The sequence below is a fragment of the Streptomyces sp. NPDC085900 genome (assembly GCF_044540925.1).
Lineage (GTDB): Bacteria > Actinomycetota > Actinomycetes > Streptomycetales > Streptomycetaceae > Streptomyces > Streptomyces gilvifuscus.
In genome coordinates, this window is sequence record NZ_JBITSP010000001.1 from 516,807 (window position 1) to 536,205 (window position 19,399).

Annotated in this window: 14 protein-coding genes; 9 read left to right on the plus strand and 5 right to left on the minus strand. The window is 70.9% G+C overall.

All coding sequences use genetic code 11. The features are described 5' to 3' along the window. Window positions 1-374: 374 nt before the first annotated feature. Window positions 375-641 (minus strand): 30S ribosomal protein S20, encoded by a 267-nt coding sequence (gene rpsT, locus ACIGDI_RS02280; protein ID WP_015660447.1) that lies wholly within the window; start codon window positions 639-641, stop codon window positions 375-377. 222 nt (window positions 642-863) lie between these two features. Between rpsT and lepA the strand changes: the two genes are divergently transcribed. Together lepA and ACIGDI_RS02290 are read left to right on the plus strand one after the other, a co-directional pair. Further along, window positions 864-2,732: a translation elongation factor 4 gene (lepA, locus tag ACIGDI_RS02285; RefSeq protein ID WP_200702893.1), complete on the plus strand. Its 1,869-nt coding sequence runs from the start codon at window positions 864-866 to the stop codon at window positions 2,730-2,732. 291 nt (window positions 2,733-3,023) lie between these two features. Continuing rightward, complete coding sequence (locus ACIGDI_RS02290; RefSeq protein ID WP_399889262.1) at window positions 3,024-4,898, plus strand: AMP-dependent synthetase/ligase; 1,875 nt, start codon at window positions 3,024-3,026, stop codon at window positions 4,896-4,898. Window positions 4,899-4,902: 4 nt separating this feature from the next. On the opposite strand, the gene ACIGDI_RS02295 is transcribed toward ACIGDI_RS02290, so the two are convergent. Then, a complete protein-coding gene (locus ACIGDI_RS02295) occupies window positions 4,903-5,457 on the minus strand; it encodes a two-component system response regulator (RefSeq protein ID WP_200702895.1) in 555 nt (184 codons plus the stop codon). A 12-nt stretch (window positions 5,458-5,469) separates the two neighbouring features. Then, window positions 5,470-9,606, minus strand: coding sequence for a HAMP domain-containing protein (locus ACIGDI_RS02300; RefSeq protein WP_399889265.1), 4,137 nt, complete (start codon window positions 9,604-9,606; stop codon window positions 5,470-5,472). A 102-nt stretch (window positions 9,607-9,708) separates the two neighbouring features. Between ACIGDI_RS02300 and ACIGDI_RS02305 the strand changes: the two genes are divergently transcribed. Together ACIGDI_RS02305 and hemW are read left to right on the plus strand one after the other, a co-directional pair. Then, a complete protein-coding gene (locus ACIGDI_RS02305; RefSeq protein ID WP_399889268.1) occupies window positions 9,709-11,625 on the plus strand; it encodes a SpoIIE family protein phosphatase in 1,917 nt (638 codons plus the stop codon). A gap of 31 nt (window positions 11,626-11,656) precedes the next feature. Beyond that, complete coding sequence (gene hemW, locus ACIGDI_RS02310) at window positions 11,657-12,889, plus strand: radical SAM family heme chaperone HemW (protein WP_399889271.1); 1,233 nt, start codon at window positions 11,657-11,659, stop codon at window positions 12,887-12,889. A 12-nt stretch (window positions 12,890-12,901) separates the two neighbouring features. Here the strand turns inward: hemW and ACIGDI_RS02315 are convergent, their stop codons facing one another. Next, the gene (locus ACIGDI_RS02315; protein WP_399889274.1) at window positions 12,902-13,711 is read right to left on the minus strand and encodes a DUF3097 domain-containing protein; all 810 of its coding nucleotides are present in this window, start codon (window positions 13,709-13,711) and stop codon (window positions 12,902-12,904) included. A gap of 31 nt (window positions 13,712-13,742) precedes the next feature. After that, window positions 13,743-14,474 (minus strand): MBL fold metallo-hydrolase, encoded by a 732-nt coding sequence (locus tag ACIGDI_RS02320; RefSeq protein WP_399889277.1) that lies wholly within the window; start codon window positions 14,472-14,474, stop codon window positions 13,743-13,745. Between the two features lie 150 nt (window positions 14,475-14,624). Here ACIGDI_RS02320 and hrcA point away from each other — a divergent pair, with 150 nt between their 5' ends. The 5 genes from hrcA (at window position 14,625) to ACIGDI_RS02345 (ending at window position 19,358) form a co-directional block, all read left to right on the plus strand. Then, the gene (hrcA, locus tag ACIGDI_RS02325) at window positions 14,625-15,641 is read left to right on the plus strand and encodes a heat-inducible transcriptional repressor HrcA (RefSeq protein ID WP_399889280.1); all 1,017 of its coding nucleotides are present in this window, start codon (window positions 14,625-14,627) and stop codon (window positions 15,639-15,641) included. Beyond that, a complete protein-coding gene (dnaJ, locus tag ACIGDI_RS02330) occupies window positions 15,642-16,778 on the plus strand; it encodes a molecular chaperone DnaJ (protein WP_399889283.1) in 1,137 nt (378 codons plus the stop codon). Window positions 16,779-16,856: 78 nt separating this feature from the next. Further along, window positions 16,857-17,933 (plus strand): nitronate monooxygenase, encoded by a 1,077-nt coding sequence (locus ACIGDI_RS02335; protein ID WP_399889286.1) that lies wholly within the window; start codon window positions 16,857-16,859, stop codon window positions 17,931-17,933. Next, window positions 17,930-18,682 (plus strand): 16S rRNA (uracil(1498)-N(3))-methyltransferase, encoded by a 753-nt coding sequence (locus ACIGDI_RS02340; protein WP_272173928.1) that lies wholly within the window; start codon window positions 17,930-17,932, stop codon window positions 18,680-18,682. The genes ACIGDI_RS02335 and ACIGDI_RS02340 overlap by 4 nt, the downstream gene beginning before the upstream one ends. A gap of 106 nt (window positions 18,683-18,788) precedes the next feature. After that, window positions 18,789-19,358: a hypothetical protein gene (locus ACIGDI_RS02345; RefSeq protein ID WP_399889289.1), complete on the plus strand. Its 570-nt coding sequence runs from the start codon at window positions 18,789-18,791 to the stop codon at window positions 19,356-19,358. The last annotated feature ends 41 nt before the right edge of the window (window positions 19,359-19,399 follow it).

The window sequence follows — 19,399 nt, forward strand, 5'->3', positions numbered from 1 at the left end:
GCTCGCCCAGGGCGGGGCGCTGTTGGCGGGGGCTCTGCCCCCGGGCCCCCGTTCGGCCCTGAAGGGGCCTCGTCCTCAAACGCCGGACGGGCTGAGATGTCCGCACCGGCGCGATCCAGGGCCGGCCCGCCCACGACCAGCGAAAACCGTGGCCCCGCCCCGGCCCGACGACTGACGCCCCCACCCCGAGCCACAACGAAACAAAGACCCTGCCCCCACCCTGGGGAAGGGCGGGAGCGGGGTCTTCGGTTCAAGCTGGTGAGCCTGTACCCGCGTGGCGAACGCAGGCCGCGTACAGGCTCTGGGTGCCGGACGGGAGCGGATGAGAGAGGGCCCGCTCTGGGTCCCTCCGGCGGTCAGATCAAAGGAAGGTGTCAGCCCTTGAGGGACGCGACCTTGGAAGCAAGCGCCGACTTCTTGTTGGCGGCCTGGTTCTTGTGGATGACGCCCTTCGAGACGGCCTTGTCGAGCTGACGCGCAGCAGCGCGCTGGTACTCGGTGGCCTTCTCGACGTCACCCGCGGCAGCGGCCTCGCGGGCCTTGCGGATCGCGGTCTTCAGGGAGGACTTGACGGCCTTGTTGCGCAGCCGGGCCTTCTCGTTGGTCTTGATCCGCTTGATCTGGGACTTGATGTTCGCCACTGATTGAGCCTTTTCAGGTTCAGGCACGGGACCGCACGGGACCCGGGCCAGGTGATTTTCTGAGGTGCGCCTCGCGCTGAGAGGGCATGAGGCACAGCCACCCAGGCTACCAGTGGCTCGGCCGACGGCCCAAAACGGTCCCCGGTCGCCCGCCGTGGGACCATGGAGCCTACGTATCGATCCGACCCGAGGCATAAGGCGCCTCAAGAGACAGGACCCTGCGTGCCCGCGACCCCTAACAATGTGCCCGAGCCGAGCCGTACCGCCCCGGCTCTGATCCGCAATTTCTGCATCATCGCGCACATCGACCACGGCAAGTCCACGCTCGCCGACCGGATGCTCCAGCTGACCGGCGTCGTCGAGCAGCGCCAGATGCGTGCCCAGTACCTCGACCGCATGGACATCGAGCGCGAGCGCGGCATCACGATCAAGTCCCAGGCGGTGCGGTTGCCGTGGGCCCCGACCCACGACAAGAGCAACACGCACATCCTCAACATGATCGACACCCCGGGGCACGTCGACTTCACCTACGAGGTCTCGCGGTCGCTCGCCGCCTGCGAGGGGACCATCCTCCTCGTCGACGCCGCCCAGGGCATCGAGGCGCAGACCCTCGCCAACCTCTACCTGGCGATGGAGAACGACCTCACGATCATCCCCGTGCTGAACAAGATCGACCTGCCGGCCGCGCAGCCCGAGAAGTTCGCGGAGGAGCTGGCCAACCTGGTCGGCTGCGACCCCGAGGACGTGCTCAGGGTCTCCGCCAAGACCGGCGTCGGCGTCGACGCGCTGCTCGACAAGGTGGTCAGGGACGTCCCGGCGCCGGTGGGTGTCGCCGACGCCCCCGCCCGCGCGATGATCTTCGACTCCGTCTACGACTCCTACCGCGGCGTCGTGACGTACGTCCGTGTCATCGACGGTCAGCTCAACAAGCGTGAGCGGATCAGGATGATGTCGACCGGCGCCACCCACGAGCTGCTGGAGATCGGGACGAACTCGCCCGAGATGCTGGGCGCCGACGGTCTCGGCGTCGGTGAGGTGGGCTACCTCATCACCGGTGTGAAGGACGTGCGGCAGTCCAAGGTCGGTGACACTGTCACCAGCCAGCACAAGGGGGCCACCGAGGCGCTCGGCGGCTACAAGGACCCCAAGCCCATGGTCTTCTCGGGGCTCTATCCGCTGGACGGTTCCGACTACCCGGAGCTGCGTGAGGCCCTCGACAAGCTCCAGCTCAACGACGCCGCGCTCGTCTACGAGCCGGAGACCTCGGCGGCGCTGGGCTTCGGCTTCCGTGTCGGCTTCCTGGGGCTGCTGCACCTGGACGTGATCCGGGAGCGGCTGGAGCGCGAGTTCGGGCTCGACCTGATCGCGACCGCGCCCAACGTGGTCTACCGGGTCGTGATGGAGGACGGCAGCGAGCACATCGTCACCAACCCGAGCGAGTTCCCCGAGGGGAAGATCAACGAGGTGTACGAGCCCGTCGTACGGGCCACGATCCTCGCGCCGACCGAGTTCATCGGCTCGATCATGGAGCTGTGCCAGACCCGGCGCGGCACCCTCCTGGGCATGGACTACCTGTCCGAGGACCGGGTCGAGATCCGCTACACGCTGCCGCTCGCGGAGATCGTCTTCGACTTCTTCGACCAGCTGAAGTCGAAGACCCGCGGTTACGCCTCGCTGGACTACGAGCCCACGGGCGAGCAGACCTCCAGCCTGGTCAAGGTCGACATCCTGCTGCACGGCGACAAGGTGGACGCCTTCTCCGCGATCACGCACAAGGACGCCGCCTACGCCTACGGCGTGCGGCTCGTGGCCAAGTTGCGTGAGCTCATCCCGCGGCAGGCCTTCGAGGTGCCCATCCAGGCCGCCATCGGCTCCCGGGTCATCGCCCGCGAGACCATCCGCGCCATCCGCAAGGACGTCCTCGCCAAGTGCTACGGCGGTGACATCTCCCGTAAGCGGAAGCTGCTGGAGAAGCAGAAGGAGGGCAAGAAGCGGATGAAGATGGTGGGTTCCGTGGAGGTTCCGCAGGAGGCCTTCATCGCCGTACTGAGCAGTGATGACGGCGCGGGGTCGGCCAAGAGCAAGAAGTAACCGCGGGTAACCGAGGCTCACGTCCGCAAACCGGGCACAACAGGGGCCCGTCGTGCGAAAGCGTGACGGGCCCCTACGCGCGCGTAGGGTCGCTCTCTGTAGGAAGTGACAGGCCGTCGCCCCTTACGAACCGGCCGGTCGGGCTCTACCCTGATCTCTGCTCGATGGTTACTCGCGAGTTAAACAACGGCTCGCTAGCGAGTCAGCCGTAGTCAGACCGCCGCAGTAAATACCGCCGCCAATACCGCCGCTTTTGAGCCAGCCGCACAGTCGCGGGCCCCGGAGGATGTCGTGAGCGACACACAGACACTGATCGAGAACCGTCCGCCGAGCGTGGCGAACCTCTTCCTGGAGCGCGCCGCGGCCACACCGGAGGCCGAGGCCTACCGCTATCCCGTACCGCCGGCCTCGGGGCAGGGCCCGGACGAGTGGAAGTCGCTGACCTGGGCCGAGGCGGCCGAGCGGGTGTACGCGATCGCCGCGGGCCTCATCGAGCTGGGGGTGCAGCCCGAGCAGCGTGTCGCGCTCGCCTCCTCCACCCGCGTCGAGTGGCTCCTCGCCGACCTCGGCATCATGTGCGCCGGCGCGGCGACCACCACCGTGTACCCGCAGACCAACGCCGACGAGTCGGCGTTCATCCTCTCCGACTCCGAGAGCCGGGTGCTGATCGCCGAGGACGCGGCCCAGCTCGCCAAGGCCGTGGAGAAGCGCGCCGAGCTGCCCGCCCTCACGCACGTCGTCGTGATCGACGCGGCGGGTGTGGAGACCGGTGACTGGATCCTCACCCTCGCCGAGCTGGAGGCCCGGGGTGCCGCCCGGCTGGAGAAGGACCCCGAGCTGATCAAGGAGCGGGTCGGTTCGATCACCAAGGACCAGCTCGCGACGCTGATCTACACCTCCGGCACCACCGGCCGCCCCAAGGGCGTGCGGCTCGCGCACGACAGCTGGTCGTACATGGCGAAGGCGATCGCCGCGACCGGGCTGGTCAGCAGCGAGGACGTGCAGTACCTGTGGCTGCCGCTCGCGCACGTCTTCGGCAAGGTGCTCACCTCCGGGCAGATCGAGGTCGGCCACGTCACCGCCGTGGACGGCCGCGTCGACAAGATCATCGAGAATCTGCCGATCGTGCAGCCGACGTACATGGCCGCCGTGCCGCGGATCTTCGAGAAGGTCTACAACGGGGTCGCCGCGAAGGCCCGCGCGGGAGGCGGCGCCAAGTACAAGATCTTCCAGTGGGCCGCGGAGATCGCCCGCGAGTACGCGAAGGTCTCCCAGGACAACTTCCGGCGCACCGGGACGGCCTCGGTGCCGTTCGCGCTCGGCGTGAAGCACAAGGCCGCCGACGCGCTGGTGTACGCCAAGATCCGGGAGGCGTTCGGCGGAAACCTGCGGGCCTGCGTCTCCGGCTCGGCGGCGCTCGCGCCCGAGATCGGCTACTTCTTCTCCGGCGCCGGCATCCACATCCTCGAGGGCTACGGCCTCACCGAGTCCTCCGCGGCCTCCTTCGTCAACCCCGGCGAGGCCTACCGCACCGGCACGGTCGGCAAGCCGCTGCCCGGCACCGAGGTGCGCATCGCGGACGACGGCGAGATCCTGCTGCGCAGCCCCGGCATCATGCAGGGCTACCACGGGCTGCCCGAGAAGACCGCCGAGGTGCTGGAGGCGGACGGCTGGTTCCACACCGGCGACATCGGCGAGCTCTCGCCCGACGGGTACCTGCGCATCACCGACCGCAAGAAGGACCTCATCAAGACGTCCGGCGGCAAGTACATCGCGCCCGCCGAGGTCGAGGGACAGTTCAAGGCGGTGTGCCCGTACGTGTCCAACATCCTGGTGCACGGCGCCGACCGGAACTTCTGCACCGCGCTGATCGCGCTGGACGAGCCGTCGATCCTGGAGTGGGCCAAGGAGAACGGCCTGGAGGGCCGCTCCTACGCCGACGTCGTCGCCGCACCGGCCACGGTCGCGATGGTCGAGGGCTACGTCAAGGAGCTCAACGCGGGCCTGCAGAAGTGGCAGACCATCAAGAAGTTCCGGCTCCTGCCGCGCGACCTCGACGTCGAGCACGGCGAGATCACCCCGAGCCTGAAGCTGAAGCGACCGGTCGTGGAACGGGAGTACAAGCACCTCATCGACGAGATGTACGCGGGTACCCGCGAGGCGTAGGCGGTCACACCGGGTGGCCTGGGGGTACCAGGCGGCGTAACTCCCGGACCTGTGCGTGCAGGCGTTCCAGGTCCGGGGGCCGCTCTCCGGTGAACTGCTCCTCCAACTCCGCCAGCCGGTGGCTGAGTTCTCCGTGCAGCCGCTCCAGTTGCTGGTTCTTGCGGTGCAGGTCCAGGAAGACGGAGACCTTGGCCCGCAGCACCCAGGGGTCGAACGGCTTGGTCAGGTAGTCCGCGGCCCCGGTGGCGTAGCCGCGGAAGGCGTAGCCGGAGTCGTCGTCCGCGCCGGTCAGGAAGATGATCGGGACGTCCTTGGTCTGGTCGAGCCGTTTGATGTTGGCGGCCGTCTCGAAGCCGTCCATGCCCGGCATCCGGACGTCGAGCAGGACCAGGGCGAACCGCTGCCGCAGCAGCGCCTTCATCGCCTCCTCGCCGGAACGGGCCCGTACCAGCGGCTCGTTGAGGGACCCCAGGACGGCCTCCAGTGCGATCAGGTTGTCCTCCATGTCGTCGACGAGGAGGATGCCGGCGCGCTCGTAGGTCGTTTCCTCAAGCCTCATGGTGACTGTGCCTCATTCGGTTTCGGGCGTCGGTGTCGCCGCCGCCTCCTCGACGTCCGTCTGTTCCGCGGCCCCCGCGCCCTCCGGATCCAGCAGGCCGCAGACGACGGTCAGCAACTGGTCGACGTCCACCGGCTTCGGTACGTAGTCGTTCGCGCCCCGCGCGATGGACTTCTCGCGGTCGCCGGGCATCGCCTTGGCGGTGAGCGCGACGATCGGCAGGCCGGTCCAGCGCGGGGCGCGGCGGATGGCGGAGATCGTCTCGTAGCCGTCCATCTCCGGCATCATGATGTCCATCAGGACCAGTTCGACGTCCGGGTTGCGTTCCAGGGTCTCGATGCCCTCGCGGCCGTTCTCCGCGTACAGCACCGGCATGCCGACGCGGCCGAGGACATGGGTGAGGGCGAAGACGTTGCGGATGTCGTCGTCGACGATCAGCACCCGGCGTCCCGGCAGGACCTGACCGGCCCGGCCCGACTTCCAGGCCTCCAGCTTGGTGGGGGCGGGCCAGGAGTCGTCCACGTCGTGCGTGGCCGGGTACGGCTCGGCCGACAGCTGCTCGGGCACCGGCAGCGGACGGTCCTCGGCGACCGGTCCGGTGGCCGGGTGGCCGGGGCTGACGACGGGGACGTAGAGCGTGAAGGTGGAGCCCTTGCCGGGTTCGCTCTCGGCGACGATACGGCCGCCCAGCAGGCCGGCGATCTCCCGGCTGATGGACAGGCCGAGGCCGGTGCCGCCGTATTTGCGGTTGGTGGTGCCGTCGGCCTGCTGGAACGCCTCGAAGATCACCGGGAGTTTCTCCGGCGCGATACCGATGCCGGTGTCGGAGACGGCGAAGGCGATCACCTGGTCGCTGCCCTGGACGTAGCGGTGCTCGGGGTCCTGCACCCGGGTCACCCGCAGCTCCACCCGGCCGCTCGCGGTGAACTTGATCGCGTTGGAGAGCAGGTTGCGCAGGATCTGCTGCAGGCGCTGCTCGTCCGAGTACATCTCGCGCGGCACGTCCTCGCCGACCGCCACCTCGAAGGCGAGCCCGCGGTCCAGGGTGAGCGGGCGGAAGGTGGCGTGGACGTAGTCGAGGAGCTTGATCAGCGGCAGCTTCTTCGGGCGTACGTCCATCCGGCCGGCCTCGATCTTCGACAGGTCCAGGATGTCGTTGATCAGTTGCAGCAGGTCGGAGCCGGAGCGGTGGATCGTCGTCGCGAACTGCACCTCCTGGTCCGAGAGATGGCCGTCGGGGTTGTCCGACAGCAGGCGGGCCAGGATCAGCAGGGAGTTCAGCGGCGTCCGCAGCTCGTGCGACATGTTCGCCAGGAACTCCGACTTGTACTGCGAGCTGGTGGCCAGCAGGGCGGCCTTCTCCTCCAGTTCGGCGTTCGAGCGCTGCAACTCGGCCTGCTGCTTCTGCAGTTCGTCGGAGCGTTCCTGCAGCTGCATCGCCAGCCGCTGGGACTCGCCGAGTAGGGACTCGGTGCGGGAGTTGGCGATGATGGTGTTGATCGCGACGCCGATGGTGTTCACGAACTGGTCGAAGAACGCCAGATGGACGTCGGAGAAGCGGGAGAACGAGGCCAGTTCGATCACGCCGAGGAGCTTGTCCTCGAAGAGGATCGGGATGATCACGACGCTGGTCGGGGCCGCCTCGCCGAGACCGCTGTTGATCTTGATGTAGTCCGGCGGGGCCTCCTCGACCAGGATCCGCTTCTTCTCCCGGGCCGCCTGCCTGACCAGGCCGTGCACCGGCAGGCCGCCGGTCTCGACGGTCGCCCCCTGCGCCGAGCCGTAGCCCGCGATGAACGCCAGTCCCTTCGCGGGGACGGTGGTGCGGATCGAGGCTCCGTCCTCGTCCGGGTCGGCCAGGAAGAACGCCCCGTACTGGGCGTTCACCAGGGGCGTCAGCTCCCGCAGGATCAGGTCGGCGACCTCCATCAGGTCGCGGTGGCCCTGCATCAGGGCCGCGAGGCGGGCCAGGTTGGACTCCAGCCAGTCCTTCGCGCGGGTCGTCTCGCGGAGGTTGGCCACCATCAGGTTGATGTTGTCCTTCAGCTCGGCGACCTCGCCCTGGGTCTCCACGGTGATCGAGCGGGACATGTCGCCCTGCGCCACCGCGGAGGCCACCTCGGCGATCGCGCGGACCTGGGTGGTCAGGTTCGACGCCAGTTCGTTCACGTTGGTCGTCAGACGTTTCCAGGTGCCGTACACGCCCTCCACCCGTGCCTGGCCGCCGAGTTGGCCCTCCGAGCCGACCTCGCGGGCGACACGGGTGACCTCCGACGAGAAGGACGACAGCGTGTCGACCATGGTGTTGATGGCGGTCTTCAGTTCCAGGATCTCGCCGCGCGCGTCCACGTCGATCTTCTTCGACAGGTCGCCGTTGGCCACCGCGGTCGTCACCTGCGCGATGTTGCGGACCTGCGAAGTGAGGTTGTCCGCCATGTAGTTGACGTTGTCGGTCAGATCCCGCCAGACGCCGGACACGCCCAGCACCTGGGCACGCCCGCCCAGCCGGCCGTCCGTGCCGACCTCGCGGGCCACGCGGGTCACCTCGTCGGCGAAGGCGCGCAGCTGCTCCACCATCGTGTTGACGGTGTCCTTCAGTTCCAGGATCTCGCCGCGCGCGTCGACGGTGATCTTCTTCGACAGGTCGCCGTTGGCCACGGCCGTCGTCACCTGCGCGATGTTCCGCACCTGCGACGTCAGGTTCAGCGCCATGAAGTTGACGTTGTCGGTGAGGTCCTTCCAGACGCCCGAGACGCCCCGCACCTGCGCCTGACCGCCGAGGTTGCCCTCGGTGCCGACCTCGCGGGCGACGCGGGTGACCTCGTCGGCGAAGGCGGAGAGCTGGTCCACCATCGTGTTGATGGTGGACTTCAGCTCCAGGATCTCGCCCTTCGCCTCCACCGTGATCTTCTTGCCGAGGTCGCCCTGGGCGACGGCCGTCGACACCAGGGCGATGTTACGGACCTGCGAGGTCAGGTTGTCCGCCATGAAGTTGACGTTGTCGGTGAGGTCCTTCCAGACGCCCGAGACGCCCCGCACCTGCGCCCGGCCGCCGAGGTTGCCCTCGGTGCCGACCTCGCGGGCGACCCGGGTGACCTCGTCGGCGAACGCGGAGAGCTGGTCCACCATCGTGTTGATGGTCGACTTCAGCTCCAGGATCTCGCCCTGCGCGTCCACGGTGATCTTCTGCGACAGGTCGCCGTTGGCCACGGCCGTCGTCACCTGCGCGATGTTCCGGACCTGCGAAGTGAGGTTCGACGCCATGAAGTTGACGTTGTCCGTGAGGTCCTTCCAGACCCCGGAGACCCCGCGCACCTGCGCCCGGCCGCCCAGCTGGCCCTCGGTGCCGACCTCGCGGGCCACGCGGGTGACCTCGTCGGCGAAGGCGGAGAGCTGGTCCACCATCGTGTTCACGGTGAGCTTCAGTTCCAGCAGCTCGCCGGTCGCCTCGACCGTCACCGTACGGGTCAGGTCGCCGCGCGCCACCGCCGTCGTCACCAGGGCGATGTCCCGCACCTGAGCGGTCAGCCGGGCGGCCATCGTGTTGACCGCCTCGGTCACATCCCGCCAACTCCCGGACAGGCCCTGCACCTTGGCCCGACCGCCGAGCCGCCCCTCGGTGCCCACCTCGCGTGCGACCCGGGTCACCTCGCCGGTGAACAGCGACAGCTGGTCGACCATCTTGTTCACGGCCCGGCCCAGCCGCCGCAGGTCACCCCTCAGCTGGCGGTTGCCGTCGTGCAGGTCGACCCGCTGCGTCAGATCGCCCCCGGCCACCGCGTCCAGCACCCGGGTCGCGTTCGCCGCCGGGGCCACCAGGGCGTCCAGCAGCTGGTTGACATCGGTGACCCGGGCGGCCCAGGCGCCCTGGCCCGGGCTCGCCGACAGCCGCTCGTCGAGCCGGCCGTGCCGCACCAGCTCCCGCTTGACCCGCTGCACCTCACGGTTGAAGTGCATGTTCCGGTCGGCGATCTGGTTGAAGACGGCGGTCAGTTCGGCCACCATGCCGTGCCCCGTCTCGGGCACCTTCGTGAAGTCGCCGTCCCGGGCCGCCGTCATCGCCGCGAGCAGCGGGCGCAGCTCCGATGCTCGGACTTGTTCCGGTTTTTGTCCGTCTTCGAGCGTACGCATAGCACTGTTCTCACTCATGGCGGCCCACTTCGGTAACTCGGCGCTTATGGGCGTGGTCAGTCTGTCACTCTGTCCGCATCGACCGAGGCGTATTCGTCCGAACTGCTCGGGGAGCTGGACATGGGGGCCGTTCCGATGCAACGGAAGACCGCTGCCCGTGCCCTCGACGTGCCCGCGCACGGAGAAGCGCGCGCGGACGCGAGTGCGCGGGCGCACGCCACCCTGCCCGGGAGCTCCGTCGCGCCCGCATCCGCCCGCTCGCTCCTGCGAGCCGCCTTCGACCGGTGGACGGAGGCCGAACTGCCCGGCGCCGAGGGCCTCGACGGCCGGCTCGCCGAGGACGCGCTGCTCGTCGTCAGCGAACTCGTCACCAACGCCGTCGTGCACGCCGGCACCGACGTCCACGTGACCTGCCGGCTGGAGGAGACGGCCGGCACCCTCCTCGTCGAGGTCCGCGACCACCACCCCTCCCGGCCGCCCCGCGGCACCGACGCCGAACCCTCGCGCGGGACGCACGAGTACGGCCGCGGACTGCGCCTGGTCGCCGAGCTCGCCGAGTCCTGGGGCGTCACCTACAGCAGGGGCGCCAAGACGGTGTGGGCGCGGCTGTCGGCCGAGGAGGGCGCGAGCGCCGACGGGACCGCGAGCGGCGCGGTGGAGTACGGCCTCGACGTCGCCGGATTCCTCGCCCCCGAGCCCCTGCGGGCCGACCGCGACGCGGACTGGCTCAACCGGGGCGCCCTGTCCTTCCTCGCCGAGGCCTCCGACCTGCTCGCCGGGCAGCTCGACGAGAACCTGGTCGCCGCCCTCACCGGACAGCTGATCGTGCCGCGGCTCGCCGACTGGTGCGCCGTATGGCTGGAGGACGAGGTGATGGGCCGCTGGGAGACCCTCGACGCCGGCCCGCCGCCGCACGGAGGCGGCGGCACCGGGCCGCGGCTGGCCCGCGTCTGGCACGGCAGCGAGAACCACATGGAGGAACTGCGCCGGGTTCTGGAGAAGGAGCCGCCGCTCCCGCCGGGCGTCCTGCAGTCGGGGCCCGTCGCCCACCCCTGGCCTGCCGGGGCGCTCGACCCGCGCGACGCCCACGGCGCGGCGCTCGCCTACCGCCTGATCGCTGGCGGCCGACCGCTCGGCACCCTCGTCATCGGCCGCGCCGGACTCCTGCGCTTCCCCGACGAGGTCACCGGGCTCGTCGAGGACCTCAGCCGCCGGGTGGCGCTGGCCATCGGCGCGGCCCGGCAGTACGCCCGCCAGGCCACCATCAGCAAGGTCCTGCAGCGCGGCCTGCTGCCCGCCGCCGTCGCCGAGATCCCCGGCGTGCGCAGCGCCCTCGTCTACGAGCCGTGCGACAAGGGCGGCCCCAGCGGCGACTTCTACGACCTCTTCCCGGCCGGCGACGGCCGCTGGTGCTTCGCCGTCGGGGACGTCCAGGGCAAGGGCCCCGAAGCCGCCGTCGTCATCGGCCTCGCCCGCCCCTGGCTGCGGCTGCTGGCCCGCGAGGGATACGGCGTCGCCGGCGTCCTCGACCGCCTCAACCGGCTCCTCCTCGACGACGCGACCGAGGCCGCGGACGCGGCGGCCCGGGCCCTGGTCCAGCCGGTCGGCCCCGCCGACGGCCCGCAGACCCGCTTCCTGTCCCTCCTCTACGGCGAGCTGACCCCCTTCGACGGCGGAGTCCGCTGCACCCTCGCCTCCGCCGGCCACCCGCTGCCGCTGCTGCTCGGAGCCGACGGGGACGTCCGTACGGCCGCCCGGCCGCAGACCCTCCTCGGCGTCGTCGAGGACGAGACGTACAGCAGCGAGAGCTTCGCACTGCGCCCCGGCGACAGCCTGCTGTGCGTCACCGACGGCGTCACCGAGCGGCGCTCGGGCTCCGCCCAGTTCGACGACGCCGACGGCCTCGCCGCCGCCCTGGCCGGCTGCGCGGGCCTGAGCGCCCAGCTGATCGCGGAGCGCATCAGACGCCTGGTGCACGAGTTCGGCGGACGGCCGCCCGAGGACGACCTGGCGCTGCTGGTGCTCCAGGCGGAGTGAGCAGCCGCGGCGGTACGGGACAATGGAAGGCATGCCTTCCGCACTCCCCGACGGCGAGCCGGTCCCCGCCGACGGCGCACTGCCCGCGTCCGCACTCGCCGGGGCCGCCACCCGACCCCTCGGCTTCTACCTGCACGTGCCGTACTGCGCGACCCGCTGCGGCTACTGCGACTTCAACACCTACACCGCCACCGAGCTGCGCGGCACGGGAGGCGTCCTGGCCTCCCGCGAGAACTACGCGGACACCCTGATCGACGAGATCCGCCTGGCCCGCAAGGTCCTGGGCGACGACCCGCGGCAGGTGAGCACGGTCTTCGTCGGCGGCGGCACCCCGACGCTGCTGGCCGCGGGCGACCTCGTCCGGATGCTCGGCGCGATCCGCGACGAGTTCGGGCTCGCGGCGGACGCCGAGGTCACCACGGAGGCGAACCCCGAGTCGGTCGACCCCGCCTACCTCTCCGCCCTCCGCGAGGGCGGCTTCAACCGGATCTCCTTCGGCATGCAGAGCGCGCGGCAGCACGTGCTGAAGGTCCTGGACCGCACCCACACGCCCGGCCGCCCCGAGGCGTGCGTCGCGGAGGCGAGGGCGGCGGGCTTCGAGCACGTCAACCTGGACCTGATCTACGGCACCCCGGGCGAGTCGGACGACGACTGGCGGGCGTCGCTGGAGGCGGCGATCGGCGCCGGCCCGGACCATGTGTCGGCGTACGCGCTGATCGTCGAGGAGGGCACGCAGCTGGCCCGCCGGATCCGGCGGGGCGAGGTCCCGATGACCGACGACGACGTCCACGCGGACCGGTACCTGATCGCGGAGGACGTCCTGTCCGGCGCGGGCTTCGACTGGTACGAGGTGTCCAACTGGGCGACCGCTGCCGACGCCCGGTGCCTGCACAACGAGCTGTACTGGCGCGGCGCCGACTGGTGGGGCGCGGGCCCCGGAGCGCACTCGCACGTCGGCGGGGTGCGCTGGTGGAACGTGAAGCACCCCGGCGCCTACGCGGCGGCCCTGGCCGCGGGCAGGTCCCCGGGGGCGGGCCGCGAGGTGCTGTCGGAGGAGGACCGGCGGGTGGAACGCATCCTGCTGGAGCTGCGCCTGCGGGACGGGGCGCCCCTGGAACTGCTGAAGCCGGCCGGACTCGCGGCGTCGCGCCGGGCCCTGGCCGACGGACTGCTGCGGCAGGACCCGTACGAGCAGGGCCGGGCCGTGCTGACGCTGCGGGGGCGGCTGCTGGCGGACGCGGTGGTCAGGGACCTCGTCGACTGACCGACGCCCGGTTCACTCCGGAGCGGTGACGAAGTCGATCAGCTCCTCCACGCGGCCCAGCAGCTCCGGCTCCAGGTCCTTGTAGGAACCCACCCGCTTCAGGATCGCCTGCCACACGGCACCCGTGTTCTCCGACGGCCAGCCCAGCGCCCGGCACACCCCCGTCTTCCAGTCCTGGCCGTGCGGGACACGCGGCCACGCCTCGATGCCCAGGGACGACGGCTTCACCGCCTCCCAGATGTCGATGTACGGATGCCCGACGACCAGCGCGTGCTCACTGGTCACCTCCTGGGCGATCCGCCACTCCTTCGTGCCCGGCACCAGATGGTCCACCAGGACGCCCAGCCGCGCGTCCGGCCCCGGCGCGAACTCGGCCACGATCGACGGCAGGTCGTCCACGCCCTCCAGGTACTCCACGACCACACCCTCGATCCGCAGGTCGTCGCCCCAGACCTTCTCCACCAGCTCGGCGTCGTGCCGGCCCTCGACGTAGATCCGCCCGGCGCGGGCCACACGCGCGCGTGCGCCGGGGACGGCGACCGAACCGGATGCCGTACGAGTGGGTCGTACCGGAGCACCGCCCGAAGGACGGACGAGCGTCACCACCCGGCCCTCCAGCAGGAACCCGCGCGGCTCCATCGGGAACACCCGGTGCTTGCCGAAGCGGTCCTCCAGGGTCACCGTGCCCGCCTCGCAGCGGATCACCGCGCCGCAGAAACCGGTACCCGCCTCCTCGACCACCAGACCGGGCTCCGCCGGGACCTCGGCGACGGGCTTGGGCTTCTTCCACGGCGGGGTCAGGTCCGGAGAGTACTGGCGCATTCGCATGACGATAGGAGAAGCGTCCCGGCGATCACCGCGACACGCCGAAACGCGCCGCCAGCGCGTCCCGCTGCGCCCGGACGAACCCCGCGTCCACCACCGCTCCGTGACCGGGCACGTACAACGCGTCCTCGCCGCCCAGGTCGAGCAGGCGGTCGAGGGCGGCGGGCCACTGGGAGGGCACGGCGTCGGGACCCGCCTGCGGATCGCCGGACTCCTCGACCAGGTCGCCGCAGAAGACCACCTCGGGGGAGCCGGGCACCAGGACGGCGAGGTCGTGGGCGGTGTGGCCGGGCCCCACGTTCGCCAGCAGCACCTGCCGGTCGCCGCCCAGGTCCAGGGTCCACTCGCCGGAGACGTGATGCCGGGGCGGGACCAGCGAGTCCACCGCCTCCTCGGCCACGCGCGCGTCCAGCCCGTTGCGCACCGCGTCCTCGCGCAGCTCCTCGCGCGCGTGCCGGGCGCCGAGCAGCGCGTCCACGCCCACCGCGCCGTACACCTCCGCGCCCGCGAACGCCGCAGCACCGAGGACATGGTCGAAATGCGGGTGGGTCAGCGCGAGATGGGTCACACGATGACCGGCCAGTTCCCCGGCCTGCGAACGCAGCAGCGCGCCCTCCGCGAGACTCGACCCCGCGTCGATCACCAGGGCCGTGCCGTCCCCGACGACCAGCCCCACCGTGCAGTCCCAGCCGGGCATCCGGCACCGCCCGACCCCGGCCGCCACCCGCTCCCACCCGAGCTCTTCCCAAGTCACCGTCATACCGCGACGCTAGCGGCAGGAGCCCGCGAGGCGGGACCGACCTTGCCCTGCCGGTACCCGACCGCCGTACACTGGGCCGGGGAGTGCTGGCACTCGGACGGACAGAGTGCCAGGCCAGGCACCAGGGGACGACATCTGGAGGTGTGCGCGATGCTGAGTGAACGACGGCTCCAGGTACTGCGCGCCATCGTCCAGGACTATGTCGGCACCGAGGAGCCGGTCGGGTCCAAGGCCCTGACCGAGCGGCACAACCTCGGCGTGTCCCCGGCCACGGTCCGCAACGACATGGCGGCCCTGGAGGACGAGGGGTACATCGCCCAGCCGCACACCAGCGCCGGGCGCATCCCGACCGACAAGGGCTACCGCCTGTTCGTCGACAAGCTCGCCGGCGTCAAGCCGATGACCGCGCCCGAGCGGCGCGCGATTCAGAACTTCCTCGACGGCGCCGTCGACCTGGACGACGTGGTGGCCCGTACCGTGCGGCTGCTCGCGCAGCTGACGCGGCAGGTCGCCGTCGTGCAGTATCCGTCGCTGACCCGCTCGACCGTGCGGCACGTGGAGCTGCTCTCGCTCGCCCCCGCGCGCGTGATGCTCGTGCTGATCACGGACACCGGGCGGGTGGAGCAGCGGATGGTCGACTGCCCGGCGCCCTTCGGGGAGGCCTCGCTCGCGGATCTGCGGGCGCGGTTGAACAGCCGGGTCGCGGGACGCCGGTTCGCGGACGTGCCGCGGCTGGTCGAGGACCTGCCCGAGGGTTTCGACGTGGAGGACCGGGGCACCGTCTCGACAGTGCTTTCCACCCTCCTCGAAACCCTCGTCGAGGAGAACGAGGAGCGGCTGATGATCGGCGGAACCGCCAATCTGACCCGCTTCGGACATGACTTCCCCCTCACCATCCGGCCCGTGCTCGAGGCGCTGGAGGAGCAGGTCGTGCTCCTCAAGTTGCTTGGCGAGGCCGGGGATTCGGGCATGACCGTACGCATCGGTCATGAGAACGCCTACGAGGGACTCAACTCCACGTCCGTGGTCTCGGTCGGCTACGGTTCGGGCGGCGAGGCAGTCGCCAAGCTCGGCGTGGTCGGACCGACCCGCATGGATTACCCGGGAACGATGGGAGCGGTACGCGCAGTGGCACGGTACGTCGGACAGATCCTGGCGGAGTCGTAAGTGGCCACGGACTACTACGCCGTTCTCGGCGTGCGCCGCGACGCGTCGCAGGAAGAGATCAAGAAGGCCTTCCGGCGGCTCGCACGCGAGCTGCACCCGGACGTCAACCCCGATCCGAAGACCCAGGAGCGGTTCAAGGAGATCAACGCCGCTTACGAGGTGCTGTCGGACCCGCAGAAGAAGCAGGTCTACGACCTCGGCGGCGACCCGCTCTCGCAGGCGGGCGGCGGCGGCGCGGGCGGCTTCGGCGCCGGCGGCTTCGGGAACTTCTCGGACATCATGGACGCCTTCTTCGGTACGGCGTCCCAGCGCGGCCCGCGCTCGCGCACCCGGCGCGGCCAGGACGCGATGATCCGGCTGGAGATCGAGCTGGACGAGGCGGCCTTCGGCACGACCAAGGACATCCAGGTCGACACGGCCATCGTCTGCAACACCTGCAACGGCGAGGGGGCGGCCCCCGGCACCTCCGCGCAGACGTGCGACATGTGCCGCGGCCGCGGTGAGGTCTCGCAGGTGACCCGGTCCTTCCTGGGCCAGGTCATGACCTCCCGGCCCTGCCCCCAGTGCCAGGGCTTCGGCACGGTCGTGCCGACGCCGTGCCCGGAGTGCGCCGGCGACGGCCGCATCCGCTCCCGCCGCACGCTGACGGTCAAGATCCCCGCCGGTGTGGACAACGGCACCCGCATCCAGCTCGCGGGCGAGGGCGAGGTCGGTCCGGGCGGTGGCCCGGCCGGCGACCTGTACGTCGAGATCCACGAGCTCCCGCACTCCACCTTCCAGCGGCGCGGCGACGATCTGCACTGCACGGTGACGATCCCGATGACCGCGGCGTCCCTCGGCACCAAGGTGCCGCTGGAGACGCTGGACGGCATGGAGGAGGTCGACATCCGGCCCGGCACCCAGTCCGGCCAGTCGATCCCGCTGCACGGCCGGGGCGTCACGCATCTGCGCGGCGGCGGCCGGGGCGACCTCATCGTCCATGTCGAGGTCCAGACCCCGACGAAGCTCGACCCCGAGCAGGAGCGGCTGCTGCGCGAGCTGGCGAAGCTGCGTGGTGAGGAGCGCCCTCAGGGCCAGTTCCAGCCCGGGCAGCAGGGGCTGTTCTCGAGGCTCAAGGATGCCTTCAACGGTCGCTGAGTCGTAGTCGTCCCTGTCACCCAGGTGACAGGGACGACCCGATTCGGACTTGTTCGGGGGACGTGACAACATGCGGGCATGTCCTCCGCGCTGACCGATCTCTTCCCTCACCCGATCGTGCAGGCCCCCATGGCGGGTGGCGTTTCCGTACCGCATCTCGCGCAGGCCGTGTCCGAGGCCGGAGGGCTGGGGTTCCTGGCCGCCGGGTACAAGACCGCCGACGGCATGTACCAGGAGATCAAGCAGCTCCGTGGACTGACCAAGCGCCCCTTCGGCGTCAACCTCTTCATGCCGCAGCCCGACCACACCGACCGGTCCGCCGTCGAGGTCTACGCCCACCAGCTGGCCGGCGAGGCCGCCTGGTACGAGACCGAGCTGGGCGACCCCGACAGCGGCCGGGACGACGGCTACGACGCCAAGCTCGCCGTGCTGCTCGACAACCCGGTGCCGGTGGTGTCGTTCCACTTCGGCGTGCCGAGCCGGGAGGTCATCGACTCGCTGCACCGCCTCGGCACCTACACCCTCGTCACCGCGACCACCGCGGAGGAGGCCCTCGCCGTCGAGCGGGCCGGCGCCGACGCGGTGATCGCGCAGGGCGTGGAGGCCGGCGGCCACCAGGGCACCCACCGCGACCTCCCCGAGAACGACGGGTCCGGCATCGGCCTGCTCTCCCTCGTCGCGCAGATCCGCGAGACCGTGGGCCTGCCGATCGTCGCCGCCGGCGGCATCATGCGCGGCAGCCAGATCGCCGCCGTCCTCGCGGCGGGCGCGACCGCGGCCCAGCTCGGCACCGCGTTCCTCGCCACCCCCGAGTCCGGTGCGGCCCCCGTCCACAAGCAGGCCCTGACCAACCCCCTGTTCGTGCGCACCGAGCTGACCCGCGCCTTCTCCGGCCGCCCCGCCCGCGGCCTGGTCAACCGCTTCCTGCGCGAGCACGGCCCGTACGCCCCCGCCGCCTACCCCGCCGTCCACCACCTCACCGCGCCGCTGCGCAAGAAGGCCGCCGCGGGCGGGGACGCGCAGGGCATGGCGCTGTGGGCCGGGCAGGGCCACCGCATGGCGCGCGAGATGCCGGCCGGGCAGCTGGTGGAGGTCCTGGCCGCCGAACTCGACGCGGCCCGGACAGCGTTGTCGGACAAGGGAGGACTGCGATGACCGCGCCGGTGTTCGTCGTCGACTCGCTGGAGGGCGTCGGCCCCGGCTCGGTCGTCGAGGTGGAGGGGCCCGAGGGGCGGCACGCGGTGTCGGTACGGCGGCTGCAGGCCGGCGAGGACGTGGTGCTGACCGACGGCAGGGGCCGCGGGGCGGCCGGAGTCGTCCGCAGCGTCTCCGGCAAGGACCGTCTCGTCGTCGAGCCCTTCGAGTTCCCGGTGGAGCCCGAACCCTCCCCGCGGATCACCGTCGTCCAGGCCCTGCCCAAGGGCGACCGCGGCGAACTGGCGGTCGAGACGATGACCGAGACCGGCGTGGACGCCGTCGTCCCCTGGTCGGCCGCCCGCTGCATCACCCAGTGGAAGGGCGAGCGCGGACTGAAGGCGCTCGCCAAGTGGCGGGCCACCGCCCGCGAGGCCGGCAAGCAGTCCCGCCGGCTGCGCTTCCCGGAGGTCGCGGACGCGGCGACGACCAAGCAGGTTGCGGCACTTCTCGCCAAAGCCGACTTCGCCGCCGTACTGCACGAGGACCGGGAGTACGGCAGCGAGCCGCTGGCGACCGCCGAACTCCCCGCCCAGGGCGAGATCATGCTGGTCGTCGGGCCCGAAGGAGGCGTCTCCCCCGAGGAGTTGGCGCTCTTCGAGGAGGCGGGGGCGAAGGCGTACCGGCTCGGGCGCAGCGTGCTGCGCACCTCGACCGCGGGCACCGCGGCCACCGCCCTGCTCCTCGGCCGCACCGGCCGCTGGTCGTGACAGCGGCCGCACAGGACCCGCGCTCCGTGGGAACGGGGCGCGGGGGGCGCTTTCGTGGCCGTATGCGCTCTACCGCGCGACCGCGGTCAGTGGCAGGCTGCCCTCCATGGGGGTGTTGAGGCGGAACTGGCGGCGGCCACGGGGACGGCGGGTGGCGGCCGCGGCGGGGCTTGCCCTGCTGACCTTCGGCGGGGTCGTGGCCTGTGATCCGGCCGGGCTCAGCGCCGCGTCCGTGGCCTACACGACCGACCAGACGGCGACCGCGGAGCTCAAGCGGCAGCACGTGAACGTCCAGTGGCTCAGCTGCACGGCCAACTACGGGAACAACAACAAGAACTCCACGTCCGGCAGTTCGATGCCCTCGGCGAGCGAGACCACCGTCGCCGACGTCGACTGCCAGGGGCAGACCAAGGACGGCAAGGAGATCACCGTCACCGGCAAGGTCACCCGTGCCGTCGACGGCGCCTGTGTGCGCGGCGATCTCACCGCCAAGGTCGGCGGCAAGACGTGGTTCCACGTGAGCGGCCTCGGCAACTGCACGTCCACCCCGTCACCCATCCTGAACAACCCGAGCAACGGCAACGGCAACCAGCCCGGGCCGACCGTCACCGTGACCGTCACCCGGACCATCTGGTGCAAGGGCGACCCGAAGTGCTGGCCGGTCCAGGGCAAGTGATCCAAACCCCTGTCCCGCGACGGTGCGGCTGCCTAGAGTGA